Annotated in this window: 13 protein-coding genes and 1 tRNA gene; 1 reads left to right on the top strand and 13 read right to left on the bottom strand. The window is 67.6% G+C overall.

What is annotated here, in order from left to right:
* Positions 1 to 128 precede the first annotated feature (128 nt).
* From pepQ to rph, 7 genes are all read right to left on the bottom strand, one after another.
* A complete protein-coding gene (gene pepQ / locus R1L06_RS12805; protein ID WP_317217879.1) occupies positions 129 to 1,460 on the bottom strand; it encodes a Xaa-Pro dipeptidase in 1,332 nt (443 codons plus the stop codon).
* Positions 1,461 to 1,535: 75 nt separating this feature from the next.
* On the bottom strand, positions 1,536 to 1,910 hold the full coding sequence (locus R1L06_RS12800) for a PilZ domain-containing protein (protein WP_032130391.1): 375 nt from the start codon (positions 1,908 to 1,910) through the stop codon (positions 1,536 to 1,538).
* Positions 1,907 to 4,186 carry a DUF1631 family protein gene (locus R1L06_RS12795; RefSeq protein WP_317217878.1) on the bottom strand — a complete coding sequence of 760 codons (2,280 nt, stop codon included), beginning with the start codon at positions 4,184 to 4,186 and terminating at the stop codon, positions 1,907 to 1,909. Before R1L06_RS12795 ends, R1L06_RS12800 begins: the two co-directional genes overlap by 4 nt.
* A gap of 200 nt (positions 4,187 to 4,386) precedes the next feature.
* Positions 4,387 to 5,619 carry a radical SAM family heme chaperone HemW gene (gene hemW, locus R1L06_RS12790; RefSeq protein ID WP_317217877.1) on the bottom strand — a complete coding sequence of 411 codons (1,233 nt, stop codon included), beginning with the start codon at positions 5,617 to 5,619 and terminating at the stop codon, positions 4,387 to 4,389.
* Positions 5,620 to 5,676: 57 nt separating this feature from the next.
* A complete protein-coding gene (rdgB, locus tag R1L06_RS12785; protein WP_317217876.1) occupies positions 5,677 to 6,273 on the bottom strand; it encodes an RdgB/HAM1 family non-canonical purine NTP pyrophosphatase in 597 nt (198 codons plus the stop codon).
* Positions 6,270 to 6,659, bottom strand: a complete 390-nt coding sequence (locus R1L06_RS12780) for a VOC family protein (protein ID WP_032956062.1) — start codon at positions 6,657 to 6,659, stop codon at positions 6,270 to 6,272. The genes rdgB and R1L06_RS12780 overlap by 4 nt, the downstream gene beginning before the upstream one ends.
* On the bottom strand, positions 6,656 to 7,381 hold the full coding sequence (gene rph, locus R1L06_RS12775) for a ribonuclease PH (protein WP_012512000.1): 726 nt from the start codon (positions 7,379 to 7,381) through the stop codon (positions 6,656 to 6,658). The genes R1L06_RS12780 and rph overlap by 4 nt, the downstream gene beginning before the upstream one ends.
* Positions 7,382 to 7,505: 124 nt before the next feature.
* Between rph and R1L06_RS12770 the strand changes: the two genes are divergently transcribed.
* On the top strand, positions 7,506 to 8,366 hold the full coding sequence (locus R1L06_RS12770; RefSeq protein WP_206621365.1) for a YicC/YloC family endoribonuclease: 861 nt from the start codon (positions 7,506 to 7,508) through the stop codon (positions 8,364 to 8,366).
* A gap of 151 nt (positions 8,367 to 8,517) precedes the next feature.
* Here the strand turns inward: R1L06_RS12770 and R1L06_RS12765 are convergent, their stop codons facing one another.
* From R1L06_RS12765 to fdhE, 6 genes are all read right to left on the bottom strand, one after another.
* Positions 8,518 to 9,663, bottom strand: coding sequence for a Fic family protein (locus tag R1L06_RS12765; RefSeq protein WP_317217875.1), 1,146 nt, complete (start codon positions 9,661 to 9,663; stop codon positions 8,518 to 8,520).
* Between the two features lie 182 nt (positions 9,664 to 9,845).
* Complete coding sequence (gene selD, locus R1L06_RS12760) at positions 9,846 to 10,925, bottom strand: selenide, water dikinase SelD (protein ID WP_317217874.1); 1,080 nt, start codon at positions 10,923 to 10,925, stop codon at positions 9,846 to 9,848.
* Between the two features lie 26 nt (positions 10,926 to 10,951).
* Positions 10,952 to 11,047, bottom strand: a tRNA-Sec gene (locus R1L06_RS12755).
* Positions 11,048 to 11,071: 24 nt separating this feature from the next.
* Complete coding sequence (gene selB, locus R1L06_RS12750; RefSeq protein ID WP_317217873.1) at positions 11,072 to 13,003, bottom strand: selenocysteine-specific translation elongation factor; 1,932 nt, start codon at positions 13,001 to 13,003, stop codon at positions 11,072 to 11,074.
* Complete coding sequence (gene selA / locus R1L06_RS12745; RefSeq protein ID WP_317217872.1) at positions 13,000 to 14,424, bottom strand: L-seryl-tRNA(Sec) selenium transferase; 1,425 nt, start codon at positions 14,422 to 14,424, stop codon at positions 13,000 to 13,002. Before selA ends, selB begins: the two co-directional genes overlap by 4 nt.
* A gap of 4 nt (positions 14,425 to 14,428) precedes the next feature.
* Positions 14,429 to 15,412, bottom strand: coding sequence for a formate dehydrogenase accessory protein FdhE (fdhE, locus tag R1L06_RS12740; protein WP_317217871.1), 984 nt, complete (start codon positions 15,410 to 15,412; stop codon positions 14,429 to 14,431).
* Positions 15,413 to 15,642: the final 230 nt, after the last annotated feature.

Genomic DNA, 15,642 nt, shown 5'->3' with positions numbered 1-15,642 from the left:
TCTTTTCCGTGGTTGAACGCGGCAGGAAACTGTCAGAGGCGGGGCGGGGTGGCTTCACGGCGTGTCCTGCAAACCCACCCCGCCCGGCCAACCGCGGCTTTTGCTCTAAGCGTCAAACCACGAGGGGCTCAGCCGTTCGCCGCCGCAAACTCCGGCCGCGTCAGGTTGTCCGCCTCGCCTTCAGTGCACAGCACTTCGTCTTCGATGCGGATGCCGCCATACGGACGGAAGAAGTCCACGCGGTCCCAGTTGATCGCATCGCCATGGCCGGCATCCTTCACTTCATTCAACAGCATGTCGATGAAGTACAGGCCCGGTTCGATGGTCACCACCATGCCCGGTTCCAGCACGCGGGTCAGGCGCAGGTACGGGTGGCCCGCCGGGCGCTCGATGCGGCCGCCTTCATCGCTGGCCGCGAAGCCGGCCACGTCGTGCACCTGCAGACCGATCAGGTGGCCGATGCCATGCGGGAAGAACGCGGCGCTGACGCCGGTTTCCACTGCGGTCTGCGGCGAGACCTTGATCACGCCGAAGTCCTTCAGCACGCCCATCAGCGAAAGATGTGCGTCCACGTGCAGCTGCTTGTAGTCGAAGCCCGGGCGCACCGCCGCGCACATCTGCTGCTGCGCGGCGTCGACGGCGGCGATCATCGCCGCGAATTCGTCGTGGCCCTGTGCGGCGTAGGTACGGGTGATGTCGCTGGCGTAGCCGTGCGCGCTGGCGCCGGCATCGATCAGGAAGCTGCGCAGCGGCTGCGGCGCCTTGCGGCCCAGCTCGGTGTAATGCAGCACGGCGGCGTGTTCGTTCAGCGCCACGATGTTGCCGTACGGCAGCTCGGTGGCATCCTGGCCCACGGCCTGGCAGTACGCCATGTGGATGCTGAACTCGTCGGCGCCGTTGCGGAATGCGGCCTCGGCGGCGCGGTGGCCGCGCACGCCCAGCACCTGCGCCTGGCGCATCAACGCGATTTCATACGGCGTCTTGCTGCCGCGGTGCCATTCCAGGTAGTTCACCACCGGCGCCGGGTTGTTCGGCACGTAGTTGCCCAGCGCGCTCTGCGGCTCGCCGAGGATCGCGCAGCGCGACGGATCGGCCGGCAGCAGCGCCAGCGCCTCTTCGGGCTTGCGGATGATGTGGATGTCGAAGTGCTCCACCCACCAGCCGCTGGGTGCGTCCGGTACCACGTGCCAGTAATCGAACGGCTGGTGGAAGATCACCGCCGGGCGCTTGCCGGGGGTGAACACGATCCAGCTGTTGGGCACGCGGGTCAGCGGCAGCCAGGCCTTGAACTGCGGATTCACCGCATACGGGTAGTCGCGGTCGTCGAACATTTGGTAGTGCAGGGTGCCGCTGGGCACCACCAGGTGATCGAAGCCGCTGCGGGCCAGCGCCTGTTCGGCGCGTCGGCACAGCACGGCCAGGTGGTCGGGATACAGGGCGCCGGGGTCTTGCTGGATCATTGCGGTGGCTCGACACGGAAAACGGCCCTAGATTCTGCCGCATACCGCGAAAAACCGCTGTGCCGGAACCGGCACTCAGACCGTCGAAACCGGTCCCTCGTCGCTGTCCTCGCCCACCCACTGGCGCAGCAGCTGCCGATGTTCGCGTGACAGGGTCAGGAAGCGGAAGCCGGTCCAGCTCTGGCCGGGTGCATGTGCGGGCTCGCTCCACAGCAGGTGCACGCCCACGTCGATGGCCTGCTGGCGGCCATCACCCAGTGGCAACGGGAAGCGCAGCTGGTACAGCGCATCCTCGCGCAGCGGCACGCTGGCCAGCATCAGCATGCCGGTTTCGGAGACATTGCCCAGGCGCCCGACCACGCACTCGCGCATCTGGTCGGTGACCGGCACCAGGTCCGAGACCTGGCGGCGCGGCGCGCGGCGGGTGTCCTGCGGCGGTACGGCTTTCATGCGGGGGTCTCCTGTGCGCGGCCCGTGGCCAGTGCGCGCAGCGCACCAAGGCTGGCTTCCCAGGCACGGTCGACCAGCCGGCCCTTGTCTTCGGTGACCAGCTGCGCGCGCCCGGCACTGATCTGCCGTGCCAGCGTATCCAGGTCGGTATCGGTGATCTTCTGCCCGCGTGGATTGACGAACAGGGCGTGGCCGGTCAGCAGGCTGTACCAGGACAGGCGCTGGCGGCGCAGCGTGCCATCACCGGTATCGATGTCGAACCAGCTGCCGAACGGCAGCGTGGACAGCTGCTGGTAGGCGGCTTCTTCGGCACTGCTGCGGGGCGTTGCAGGCGCCGTGCCGGTGGGCGCGCCGGCGTGTTCGCCCAGACGCGCACGTGCCTTCAGGCGGGCACTGAGTTCGGTACGCGAGGTGCTTTCATCCTCGCCACCGGGCGTGGCCAGCCTGCGCGCGACGGCGGCGGCTTCCTCGGCGTGGTAGCCGACCTGCAGCAGTGCGGCCTCCACGTCCGCTGCCAACGCGGTATCGGTGCCGCCGGGGGCGTCGATGGCCTGTGCGGTGATGGCAGCAATACGCTCGGTCTGTTGCAGGCGTTCCTGCCACTGTGGCGAATCATCGCCATGGCGCAGGCGGGTGAGGGTCAGTGCATCGGCCCAGGCCTGGCGCAACAGGGTCTGCACGAAGCGCGGTGGCGACTGCGTGTCGCAGCACTGGTCGATCTGTGCGGTGGCCTGGCGACGGGCCAGTTCCAATCGTTCCTTGCCGCGCGCGGCTTCCACGTGGCGGCGCTCGGCCAGTTCGGCACGATGGGCCGCCGCGCGCTGGTGCTGCTGCACGTCTTCGTTGGCAGCGGCGAAGGCTTCCGGCGCGCGTGCATCCTGGCTGAGCAGGCCCTGCACGCTCTGCGCCATGCGCTGCAGCAGCTGCGGGTCGACATCGTCGTCGCCCAGCCAGTTGGCGCCGACTTCGGCGATCTGGTTGAGCAGCTCACGCGCGGGATGTTCGTCGCGTACGAAGAAGCCCGGGTCGGCCATGGCCGCGCGTGCCAGGGGCACCTGCAGGCGGGCCAGCAGGGCGGCCGGCACCGGGTCGGGGCGCTGTTGCTGCTGCACCTGCTGCATCAGCATGCGCAGCAGGTCCAGGTTGTCCCGATCGTGACTGCCCAGCTGGGCCTGCGCACCATGCTCGCTGCGCAGCTGCGCGACCACGGCGGCCTGCAGGTCGGCCACGCCGGTTGCCGCACTGGACTGAGCCTGCAGGCGCGCGAGTACCGCGTCGACTGCCGCACTGGGCACTGCGCCACTGTCCGCCGGGGAAGGGTTGGCGTGCCGGGCCTGCTGCAGCAGCTCATGCAAAGCACGGCCGGTGGATGTGGTCACGCCCGGCGTGGCGGGGCCGGCTGCGCCACCCTCGTGGAAGGCGTCCTGTACCAGGCTGGACCAGGAGCCGGCCGGTGCCGAACCGTTCCAGCCGGTCAGTGGGGCCGCGCTGCGCTTGGCCGGCTGCGTGGTGCGGCCGCCACCCACCGACTGGGTGATGATCCGACGCGTGCTCGACGAGCGTGCCAGGTAGGGGGTGTAGACCAGCCCCGGCAGTACGCCGGACTGGGCCAGCAGCGCATTGGCACGGTCAAGGATATCGCCCAGCCGTTCCAGCACCTGCCGTTCGAAACTGCGATACAGCGCCAGCTGTACCTCGACGCTCAGCGCGTCCTGTTCGGCAATCCGGCGCACCATCGCGCACAGTGCCTGCGGCGCCAGCGGCAGGGTGTCGGCCTCGAAGGCCGGCGCCGCCGCCAATACCCCCAGGCGTTGGCCCAGCAGGTTCAGTGTGTTGGTTGAACGCAGGGTCTCGCGCCGCACCATCTCGGTCAGCAGCAGGTCGCGATCCACTTCGTGCTCATCAACCAGCGACAGCCCGAGCATGCCCGGCAGCGCTGGTGGCGTAGCACTGGTGCTGACACCGCTGGCCGGTTCGCGCAACCGTGCGAGGGCGTCGGCAACGGCATCAAGCATGCGGTCGGCGAAGTGACCGGCGAAGGCGTGCAGCTGTCCACGCTGGGCCATCAGCTCGGCTTGCTGCTGCGGATTGCGTGCGCGATCGGCGTCGTGCAGCAGGGTCTGCTCCAGCGCTTCGACAGTCAGGATCAGGGGCGCGGCCAGCGTCTGCCGGCACAGGCCGATCAGCGCGCCCAGCAGCTCACGTACCCGCGGTGGCAGGTCGCTGGCGGCCAGGCGGTTCTTGTCGGCAGGAGTGATGGAAAAGACAGCTGACATCGGCAGGCGGTACCCGGATTCCCGCGGATCGATCTGGTGAATCTACCGTGTCGGCCGCTGTCGGCGCTACTTTAGGGCGAATGTGCATCCCGTTCGCCAGGCATGGCCCGACCGATGAACGGTAGTGCCGGCCGCTGGCCGGCAATCCGCGCCGATCGAGCTGCCGGCCAGCGGCCGGCACTACCCCTGTCAGGCGAGGATCACTCCTCCAGGAACAGGCTCACCACATCATTGGTGAAGCGGCGGCCAAGTTCGGTCGGCTGCACATGGCCATCGGTCACGTCCAGCCAGCCGTGCCGCACGGCCTCGGCCAGCGGTGCATCCAGCACGCTGCGCGACAGCCCGGTACGCGACTCGAAATCGCGCAGGCCGAAGCCTTCGTGCAGGCGCAGCAGATTCAGCATGTACTCGAAGGGCAGGCGCTCAGGCGCGATCACATCGTCACCCCCGAACGAGGCCGGGGTGCCCGCGCTGTCCAGATAAGCCTGCGGATGCTTCAGCTTCCAGCGTCGCAGCACGTGTTCCTCGGCGCCCGAGCTGATCTTGCCGTGCGCGCCGGCACCGATGCCCAGGTAATCGCCGAAGCGCCAGTAGTTCAGGTTGTGCGCGCTCTGCCGGCCAGGGCGTGCGTAGGCGCTCACCTCGTACTGGCCGAAACCGGCCTGCGCCAGCAGCGCCTGGCAGTGTTCCTGCATGTCCCAGGCGTTGTCTTCATCGGGAATGCCCTGCGGCGGCCGCGCGAAGAACACCGTGTTCGGTTCCAGGGTCAGCTGGTAGTGCGAGATGTGTGCCGGCTGCAGCGCGAACGCGCGTTCCAGATCAGCCTCGGCACCGGCCAGGGTCTGTTCCGGCAGCGCGTACATCAGGTCGATGTTGAAGTTGTCGTAACCCGCGTCCTGCGCCATCTTCACCGCGCGCTCGGCTTCGCCACTGTCGTGGATGCGGCCCAGGCGCTTGAGCATCGCATCGTCGAAACTCTGGATACCGAAGCTGAGGCGATTGACGCCGGCCGCGCGATAGCGGTCGAAGCGGCCATGCTCGGCGGTGCCCGGGTTGGTTTCCAGGGTGATCTCGGCATTGGGCGCGAAACGCAGGCGTGCACTGGCCTGTTGCAGGAAACGGTCGATTGCTTCCGGCGGGAACAGGCTGGGCGTGCCGCCACCGAAGAACACGCTGTGCACCACCCGGCCCCAGACCAGCGGCAGGTCCTGGTCGAGGTCGCGCAGCAGCGCATCGATGTAGGCATCGAACGGCAGCTCGCCCTTGGCCTGGTGCGAATTGAAATCGCAGTACGGGCATTTGCGCACGCACCACGGCAGGTGCACGTACAGCGATAGCGGTGGTGGTACCAGTCGCGGCGGGCTGTCGTGGTCAGCGGAGCAGGCTTCGCCGGGCAGGTGGTTGCAGTGGTCGTGGTGGTGAGAGTGCGGCATGGACTTCATCGGTAGTGCCGGCCGCTGGCCGGCTTCCCTGGGGTCTTCAGGAGAGCATCAATACAGCGTCGCCAACTGCTGCTTGAGCTGCTGCAGGGCAATGGCACGGTGGCTGATGGCGTTCTTCAGGGCCGGCTCCATCTCCGCGGCAGTCAGGCCGTGGGTGGTGTCCAGGAATACCGGGTTGTAGCCGAAGCCATTCGTGCCACGCAGTTCGCGGATGATCTGCCCTTCCCAGCGACCTTCGCAGATCAGCGGCTGCGGGTCGGTGGCGTGGCGCAGCAGCACGATCACCGCATAGAAGCGGGCGCTGCGCTGGCCATCGGGAACGTCGGCCATCGCCTCCAGCAGCTTGGCGTTGTTGGCCGCGGCATTGGTCGGGTGGCCGGCATAGCGCGCGCTGTACAGGCCCGGTGCACCGCCGAGGGCATCGACGATCAGGCCCGAATCATCGGCCAGCGCCGGCAGGCCGGTCGCTTCGCAAGCCGCGCGCGCCTTCAGTAGCGCGTTCTCGACGAAGGTCAGGCCGGTTTCTTCCACGTCGTCCAGGCCCAGCTCGGCGGCCGAGGTGATCTGCAGCGGCAGGTCGGCGAGGATCTCCTGCATCTCCACCAGTTTGCCGGCGTTGTGGCTGGCCAGTACCAGTTTCTTCATTGACGAGGCTCCAGCAGGTCCCAGGTGTTGCCATACAGATCGCGGAACACCGCGACGGTTGCATAGGGTTCTTCGCGCGGCGCTTCCAGGAACTCGACCCCGGCGGCCAGCATCGCCGCGTGGTCGCGGTGGAAGTCATCGGTGTTGAGGAAGAAGGCGACGCGGCCACCGGTCTGGTTGCCGATGCGGCTGCGCTGTTCCTCGTCGCTGGCGCGGGCCAGCAGCAGGGCGGCAGCGCTGCCGTCGGTTGGCCCCACCACCACCCAGCGCTTGTGGCCCTGGTCGATGTCCTCCAGCAGTGCGAAGCCGAGCTTGCCGGTGTACCAGGCAATGGCTTCGTCGTAGTCGGCCACCACCAGGGTGGTCAGGGCGATGCGCCGGTTCATGCCGACAGCGCCGCCTGCTGTGCGTCCAGCAGCTCGCGCACGCCCTTCTCGGCCAGGCCCAGCAGTGCGTCCAGTTCATCGCGGCGGAAGGCGTGGCCTTCGGCGGTACCCTGCAGTTCGATGAAACCGCCGCCGTCGTTCATCACTACGTTCATGTCGGTGTCGCAGTCGCTGTCTTCGGCGTAGTCCAGGTCCAGCACCGGGGTGCCGCGGTAGACGCCCACGGACACCGCTGCCACTGCACCCAGGATCGGGTTGCGCTTGATGTCGCCACGCTTCATCAGCACGTTCACCGCATCGACCAGGGCCACGTAGGCGCCGGTGATGGCGGCGGTGCGGGTGCCGCCGTCGGCCTGCAGCACGTCGCAGTCGAGGGTGATGGTGCGCTCGCCCAGGGCATTGCGGTCCACGCAGGCACGCAGGCTGCGGCCGATCAGGCGCTGGATCTCCAGGGTGCGGCCGCCCTGCTTGCCACGGGCGGCTTCACGGTCGCTGCGGGTGTGGGTGGCGCGCGGCAGCATGCCGTATTCGGCGGTGACCCAGCCTTCGCCCTTGCCGCGCAGGAAGCCCGGCACGCGGTTCTCGACGCTGGCGGTGCACAGCACACGGGTTTCACCGAAGCACACCAGCACCGAACCTTCGGCGTGGCGGGTGAAGCCGCGTTGGATGACGACCGGGCGGAGCTGGTCGGGCTGGCGGCCGCTGGGGCGGGAATCGGACATGGTGCGGGTTCCGTAATGGCGAGGGAGTACGCCGCCACGCCCGCGGCCTTCACGGGGCGGGCAAGGGGGCTCTGGTGAGGGCGCTAGGGTACCATTCCCCCTTTGCACGCACCGGACACAATCCATGATTCGAAGCATGACCGCCTATGCCGGCGGCGAGCGGGTCACCCCGTGGGGCACGCTGGGCTGCGAGCTGCGCTCGGTCAACCACCGCTTCCTGGAGGTCGGCACCCGCCTGCCCGAGGAACTGCGGGCGCTCGAGCCGCAGCTGCGCGAGCGTATCGCCGCGCGCCTGAGCCGCGGCAAGCTGGATCTGGTGATGCGCCTGCGCGCGCCGGAAGCGGCCGCCAACCTGCAGGTGGACGAGGCCCTGCTGGGCCAGCTGGGGCGCCTGGCCCACCGCCTGACCTCCGATTTCCCCAACCTGCAGGTCAGCTTCACCGACCTGCTGCAGCTGCCGGGCGTGACCCGTGGCGAGGCCACCGATGCCGCCGCCCTGCAGGTCGAGGCACTGGCCCTGCTGGACCAGGTGCTGGACGGCTTCGTCGAGGCCCGTGAGCGCGAAGGCGGCAAGTTGTCCGCGGCCATCAGCGAGCGCGTGGATGGCATCGAACGCATCGCTACAGAAGTACGCACCTTGATTCCGGCCATTCGCGACGGCCAGCGCACCAAGCTGGCCGCACGCCTGGCCGACCTGCCGCACCCGGTCGACCCCGGCCGCGCCGAGCAGGAACTGGTGCTGTGGCTGCAGAAGCTGGACGTGGATGAAGAGCTGGACCGCCTCGGCAGCCACATCGTCGAGATCCGCCGCGTGCTCAAGCAGCGCGAGCCGGTCGGCCGCCGCCTGGACTTCCTGCTGCAGGAGTTCAACCGCGAAGCCAACACGCTGGGCTCGAAGTCGGTGGACAGCCGTACGTCCAATGCCGCGGTGGAGCTGAAGGTGCTGATCGACCAGATCCGCGAACAGGTGCAGAACATCGAGTGATAGGGCGTGGCCGGGCGTGCCGTCAGGTCATCGAAGATGCGTGCCCTGGCGGTTGGGACGAGCGTGTGATGGGTGATCATTGATCCGCGTGGGTACGCATTTGGGGGATATTCAACGTCTCCACTTCGATGCGCGGGCTGCGCCTACCTCCCTAGCGCTGCAGCAGTACGGTGTATTGCTTGTAGCTAAACTGCTGGTTCCGTTTCTGATTCCCGGTACCGACAAGGACGTCAACGCTTTGCAGGACTTTGACAGCCGCGCTGGCGGTGGGAAATGTCACCCCCAGCCTTTCAGCTGCAAATGTAATGGTGAAGCGCGGCATCGTAGGCAGCATTTCGAACAAGCGGATCGCCTGCACCGTGCCGTCTTTCGCAGCCATGACCTTTCTCCGGTCGGCTGCGATGAGTGAGGCGATGTCGATGATGTTTCTTTGGGCGTTCTCGGCGGCTTCGGTCGTGCAGTCGAGGAAGAAGCGGATCCAACTCTCCCAGTCGCCATCGGCGCGGATGGCCGACAGAAGCCGGTAGTACTCGTCTTGATGTTTCTTGAGTTCGCCAGAGACATAGAGCAGTGGCTCCGGCAGCAGCTTCCAGTCTTCCAGCAATGCTGCAATCAGCAAGCGGCCTATGCGCCCATTGCCATCAAGGAACGGGTGGATCGTTTCGAACTGTGCATGGATCAAGGCAATGCGGACCAGAGGAGGAAGGTCTGTCGTAGGCTCGTGGATATAGCGCTCCATCTCACCCAGCAACCGTCCGACTTCCATGTGAGGAGGGGGGACGTAAAGAGCATTGCCTGGCCGGGTACCTGCGATCCAGTTCTGGGAGCGGCGCACTTCACCAGGTAACTTCTGCTCGCCGCGCGCACTGTTCAAAAGGATGCTATGTGCTTCGCACAACAGGCGCGTTGAGATCGGCAGGCCCCAATCGTGTTTCAGCTGGTCTCGCACATACGCGAACGCTTGCAGGTAATTCGTCACGTCGCTGACGTCTGTGGTACTGGCCACGTCGATTCCGGATTCTTGATCCAGCAGATCCGTCAGTGTCGCCTGAGTGCCCTCCATCTGGGAGGTCAACAAGGCCTCCTTGCGGATGGAGCTGTAGATCAGCCATTCAGCAGAAGCGACCAAACCTGACATGGCGGAGAGCCGTCCCAGCGCCGCCTCGGCTGCCGCATTGGCCATGTAGCAAGCAGGATCAAGGGGCGGCATCGTAGGCGGCAATGGATGGGGCACGAAGGCCTTGACAAGCTCGCCGCCCGAATCGGTGGTGGTGTAAGTGCCGGTGGTCCTGGGCATTTGCGCTCCTGGCGAGGCGTTGTTAAAGGGATCTTTAAGAATCCCGGCCGCTATTAAAACATGCTTTAATAGTGCTGAGGTTGCTCCCAGTGGCACGTTATCCGAGCAAACCGATGAAGTGGTGCCGCCGCCATGGCTGCGGATCTCAACGACGGGGGATGCGCGCCCGAGGCAAGAACATCTCAAACCACGCTGACGCCCGCCGCTCCCTCGCTCAAGCGCCCCAGCATGGCCGCCTGGCCGAACCCCGCATCGCGGAAGCAGGCCAGCACCGCATCCAACGCTTCCGGCGCACAGGACACCAGCAGACCGCCGCTGGTCTGCGGGTCGGTCAGCAGTGGCTGCCAGTGGGTGGCCAAGCCTTCGGCGAAGCGCACCTCGGCGCCATACGAGGCCCAGTTGCGGTTGGAGGCGCCGGTTACGCAGCCACGTTGCAGCAGGTCCAGGGTCTGCGGCAGCAGCGGCACCTGTGCACTGTCCACCTCGGCGGCCACGCCACTGGCGCGGCACACTTCCAGCAGGTGGCCGAGCAGGCCGAAGCCGGTGACGTCGGTCATGGCATGCACGCCGTCCAGCGCGGCAAGGGGCAGGCCCACGCTGTTCAGGCGGGTGGTTGACTCGATCAACTGCCGGTAGCCGTCGGCATCCAGCACCTCCTTCTTCAGCGCCGACGAATACACACCCACGCCCAACGGCTTGCCCAGCACGAGCACGTCGCCAGCGCGGGCATCGGCATTGCGCTTGAGCCGCTGCGGATCGACCACGCCGATCGCGGCCAGGCCGTAGATGGGTTCCACCGAATCGATGCTGTGGCCACCAGCCACCACGATGCCGGCATCAGCACAGGCGCGTTCGCCACCCTGCAGGATGCCGCGGATGGTGTCCTGCGGCAGGCTGTTGATCGGCATGCCGACGATGGCCAGTGCGAACAGCGGGCGCGCGCCCATCGCGTACAGGTCCGACAGCGCATTGGTGGCGGCGATGCGGCCGAAGTCGAACGGGTCGTCGACAATCGGCATGAAGAAGTCGGTGGTGGCGACGATCGCCTGCCGGTCATCGAGGCGGTACACCGCGGCGTCGTCGCTGGTCTCGCGGCCGACCAGCAGCTCGGCCGGTGCCGGAAGCGCTGGAACGCCACGCAGCAGTTCGGTCAGCACGCCCGGCGCGATCTTGCAGCCGCAGCCACCGCCATGCGCGAGAGACGTCAGTCGTTGCGGGGCATCGGCCGTTGAAGGAGCGGGGGACTGCGCGTGCGTGGCCATGCCGACATCTCCTGCGGGAACGCGAATGGCGGAAGGCAGCAGGAGTCGAACCTACCAGGGAACGATCGACGCCCCCTACTGGGTTTGAAGCCCAGCCGCATGCCCGGATGCGCATGCCTTCCGAAAGTACGGCGGTACCGGTGGGCTCAGTCGCGGGCCGCGTTCCACTGCAGGTCGCCGCGCGGCCGATGCTGGTCACCGACGCGTCGAGTGTAGCCAACGCGATTGAAGAACTCCAAGATCTGGATGCTGCGTTTGCGGCCCAGGCCGATGGCATCGCGGAACGTGGCCGCATCCACCGTGCCGCTGGCCTGTGACAGCTGCGCGACGATCGCGGCGAGTTCCGCAATGCGTGCGGGTGCATAGAACAGGTCCGGCACCACCTGGAACAGCTCGCCACGTGCGGCGGCGCGGCGCAGGACGGCGCGGACTTCGTCTTCGGCCAGTCCGGCGTCGGCGGCCAGGGTGCGCACCCACGGTGGATCGAAGCCACCGGCGTGCAGTTGCGGCAGCACGCGTTCCAGCAGGAGACGTTCGCGTTCCGGTGGCGCATGGTCATGGCCGGGCAGGCGCCACCATGCGCCCACGCGCTGCAGCGTGCCATCGGCCAGCAGGTCCTGCAGCAGCGCATTCCACAGGTCGCTCGCCAGCATGGGCAGGGTGCTGCGCTGCAGGCGTCCGCTGTCGACGCCGGGTTCGTCCGGGCGTCGTTCATGCCAGCCGCGCAGCGAGATGATCACCTGCTCGCGCAGCGCCTGCCAGTGCGAGGCGAGGATGATCACCGCGTCATCGCGGGTCGCGATGCGTCGCGCGTCCTCGGGCAGGTCGATGCGGTCGGCGGCGCGTCGGCAATAGCGTTGCAGCGCGGTGAGGGGAATGCCGGCAGGTGCCTGCTGCAGCAGCGAGACAACACCGGCACCGGCCGCCAGCTGCTCCAGTGCCTCCAGCCAGGCCAGTCGTGCAGGACTGCGCCGACGCCGCTGCGGAGGATCCGGATCGAGCACGACGCCACCGCCCAGCGTGTGAGTCGCGGCGGAATCGCGGGCGATGAAGCGATCGCCACACATCGCGCAGACCTCTGCATCGAACACCAGCTGCACCAACTGACCATCGCCTTGGTCGTGGTCTTCCAACAGCACTACATGGGCCTGCCGGTGCATCGTGCCCCAGTGGATGTGCAGCGGTGACCAGTCGCGCAACGGTGCGGCCAACGCGGACAGCCGCAGTCGCACATCAACGCGGGTAGTGGCCAGCAGTGCGCGTGGATCGGCGATCCAGTCGCCACGGCGGATGTCGTCGCGGGCGATGGCGGCCAGGTTCAGTGCACAGCGTTGCCCAGCCATCGCGTGCTCGCTGGCCTGGTTCTGCGCATGGATGCTGCGTACGCGCACGTCGGTGGCGGCTGGCATCAGCTGCAGATGCTCACCCACCGCGGCGATGCCGCCATGCACCGCGCCGGTTACCAGCGTGCCGTGGCCGGCCAGCGAGAACACGCGGTCCACCGGCATGCGGAACAGTTCGCTGCGCAGCTCGGCCTGGCGTGTGCTGGCGTTGTCCGCCGCCCACGCGTGCAGCTGGGTGCGCAGTGCGATGATGCCGGCATCGTCGGGTGCAGTGCTGTTGCAGGCGAACAGAGGAGAGTCCTGCAGCGGTGTCGCGGCCAGCAGCGCGGCAATCTCGATCTCGACCCGTGCGAGGCGCGCCGCATCCACACGGTCGATCTTGGTCAGCGCCACCGCGCCACGATCCACGCCCAGCAGCTGCAGGATGGCCAGATGCTCGCGGGTCTGTGGCATTACGCCGTCGTCGGCAGCGATCACCAGCAGGGCGACATCGATACCCGTGGCGCCGGCCACCATCGTGTGCACGAAGCGCTCATGGCCTGGCACGTCGACGAAACCCAGCGTCGCAGCCGGGCCTTCGGCGTCCCTGCTTTCCACCGGGACATAGGCGTAGCCCAGTTCGATCGATATACCGCGCGTTCGCTCTTCCTGCAGGCGATCGGTTTCGATGCCGGTCAGTGCGCGTACCAGGCTGGTTTTGCCATGGTCGATATGCCCGGCGGTGCCGACGATCATGCCTGCAGCGTGCTCCACTGGGCGAGGAAGTCGGCTTCGTCGGCCGGTTCCAGGCAGCGCAGGTCCAGCCACAGCGCGTCATCGGCAATGCGGCCCAGCACGGGTCGCGGCAGCTGACGCAAGCGCTTGGCCAGGCGATCCAGTCCGCCACGGCGCGCGCTGGTAATGCGCAGTCCGGCGCTGGCCAGCTGCGCCTGTGGCTGGGCGCCGCTGCCGATCTGGCTCTGCATTGGTGACCGTTCAAGATCGTAGTCGGCCGCGAGCACGGAACGCATCGGCTGCAGCAGGCGCTGGGCCTGCACATCGATGTCCTCCTGCGTGCGTGACAGGGTGCGCAGGGTCGGCAGTCGCTGTGCCAGCAGCTCCGGCTCGCGGTACAGGGCCAGCACCGCTTCCAGTGCGGCCAGGCCCATCTTGTCCATGCGCAGTGCCCGCTTCAGCGGGTTGCGGTTGATCCGCGCGATCAGGTCGGCGCGGCCGGCGATGATGCCGGCCTGCGGCCCGCCCAGCAGCTTGTCGCCACTGAACGACACCAGGTCGGCGCCGGCCGCCAGCGTTTCCTGCACGGTGGGCTCGTGCGGCAGGCCGAAGACCGCCAGATCGCACAGACTGCCGCTACCCAGGTCCACCACCAGCGGCAGGCCGTGCTCGTGCGCGATCGCGGCCATCGCCGCGGTGTCGACCTTGGCGGTGAAGCCGGTGATCGCGTAGTTGCTGGCGTGCACCTCCATCAGCAGCGCGGTGCGCGTGCCGATGGCATTGGCGAAGTCAGCCGGATGGGTACGGTTGGTGGTGCCGACTTCCAGCAGCCGCGCACCGGCACTGCGCATCACGTCGGGAATGCGGAAGGCGCCACCGATCTCCACCAGCTCGCCGCGTGACACCACCACGTCGCGGCGGTTGGCCAGGCTGTTGAGCAGCAGCAGGACCGCCGCCGCATTGTTGTTGACCACAGTGGTGGCTTCAGCGCCGGTCAGTTCGCAGATCAATGCCTGCACCCGTGCATCGCGGTCGCCGCGACGGCCGCGGCTGATGTCGAACTCCAGATCCACCGGTGCGGTCATCGCGCGGGTGACCGCGTGCACGGCGGCATCCGGCAGCAAGGCGCGGCCGAGATTGGTGTGCAGCACGGTGCCGGTCAGATTGAACATCGGCTGCAGATCCTGCCGTGCGTCAGCGGCCAGTGCGGCCTCGACTGCTGCCACCAGCGCCGGGCCGTCAACCGCTTCCTGCAGCTGCGTGGCCGAGAGCTGGCCGGCGCTGATACGGTCGCGCAGCACCTGCAGGTGCGAACGCAGCAGCTGAGTGATACGGCTGCGGCCGTGGCCCTCGATCAGTGCTGCCAAGGCAGGCAGACGCAGCAACCGGTCCAGCGAGGGCAGGGCAGCGGCCGATGCCGGGGTGGGGGGCGTGGCTGTCATCGCCTCACTCGCCGTCGGATTGCCACAGCAGCGGATTCTGGCTGGCGCGCGCATACCCTTCCTCGCCCAGCAGCAGGTCCAGCGCCAGCGTGCCGAGGTCATCGGCCACCGGCTCCAGCGACGGGTCTTTCTCCAGATACAGGATCTTGCGATAGCTGTGGCAGTGGTCGCAGGTCTCGGCACGGACCGCGCTCTCGCGCACCGCCTCGCCGCTGTCGCCGTCCACATCGGCCAGGGCGCGATAGGCGATGTCCTTGCCGGCGGCACCACACTGGCTGCACTGCACGCGCACGTAGTGCCACTGGCAGGCGCACAGCGAGCACGACAGGTAGCGGTAGGAGGCATAGGGCGGCCGCGCCTGCACCACGCTGACCACCGGCAGGGTGCCGCACAGCGGGCACAGCCCCGGTGCATCGGCCAGCGGTTTCAGCTCGGTGGGGCGGAAGCTGTCCGCCAGCACCGCCCAGTAGACCTGCAGCGCGTTCATCACCAGCAGCGCAGCCACCGCATCCACCGACGGCGCGTCATCACGCTCCAGCACCGCATGCGCCTGCGCATCCAGCCAGGCGTCGTCGGCCGCGGCGACGCGCTGCAGCTCCTGACGGGTTTCCATCGGCAGCCCGGCCTCGTCGGCACAGTGCTGGCACAGCGTGCGCAGCCAGTCGCGCCAACGGCCATCCAGCTGAAGTGTGTTGGCGGGCCGCAACGGCATGCCGGCGCCGGCCGCCGCACTCGACTGCTGTGCACGCGCCTGTGCCTGAAGTTCCTCGCGTTGCAGCGGTGTCAGATCCTCCAGCAGCGCCTGCTGCGCATCAGCCAGCGCAGCCAGAAGCTGCAGGTAACCACCGATGGCACTGTGTCCCGCCAGACTGCGGAGTCGGTCCGCACGTCCGGCAAACAGCGACGCGGTATCGGGCAGGATGATGCGCGGAACATCGCGCGAGGCCAGCGTCTCGATCTCACCGGGTTCAAGGATGCGTTGCGCCATGCAGGGCCAGCCAGAAGAACCAGGCTCCATCCTCGCCGTTGTCGTCGCTGGCGTCCAGCGTGTTCCAGGCAAAGCAGTCGAGCATCGCTCGACTCTACAAAAGTGGATCCCGACCGTTGGTCGGGATTCGATCAGTGCCGACCAACGGTCGGCACCCACCATCAGATCGCAGAAGTCTGTCGAAGGCGGGGTGGGTCCGGTTGCGGGGGCGTGAGCCGCATGGGCCCGAG

The organism is Stenotrophomonas mexicanensis, assembly GCF_032911605.1.
In the GTDB taxonomy this organism is placed as follows: Bacteria; Pseudomonadota; Gammaproteobacteria; order Xanthomonadales; family Xanthomonadaceae; genus Stenotrophomonas; species Stenotrophomonas maltophilia_A.
Note: the sequence above shows the minus strand (reverse complement) of the source record. Positions and strands in the feature narration are given on the sequence as shown.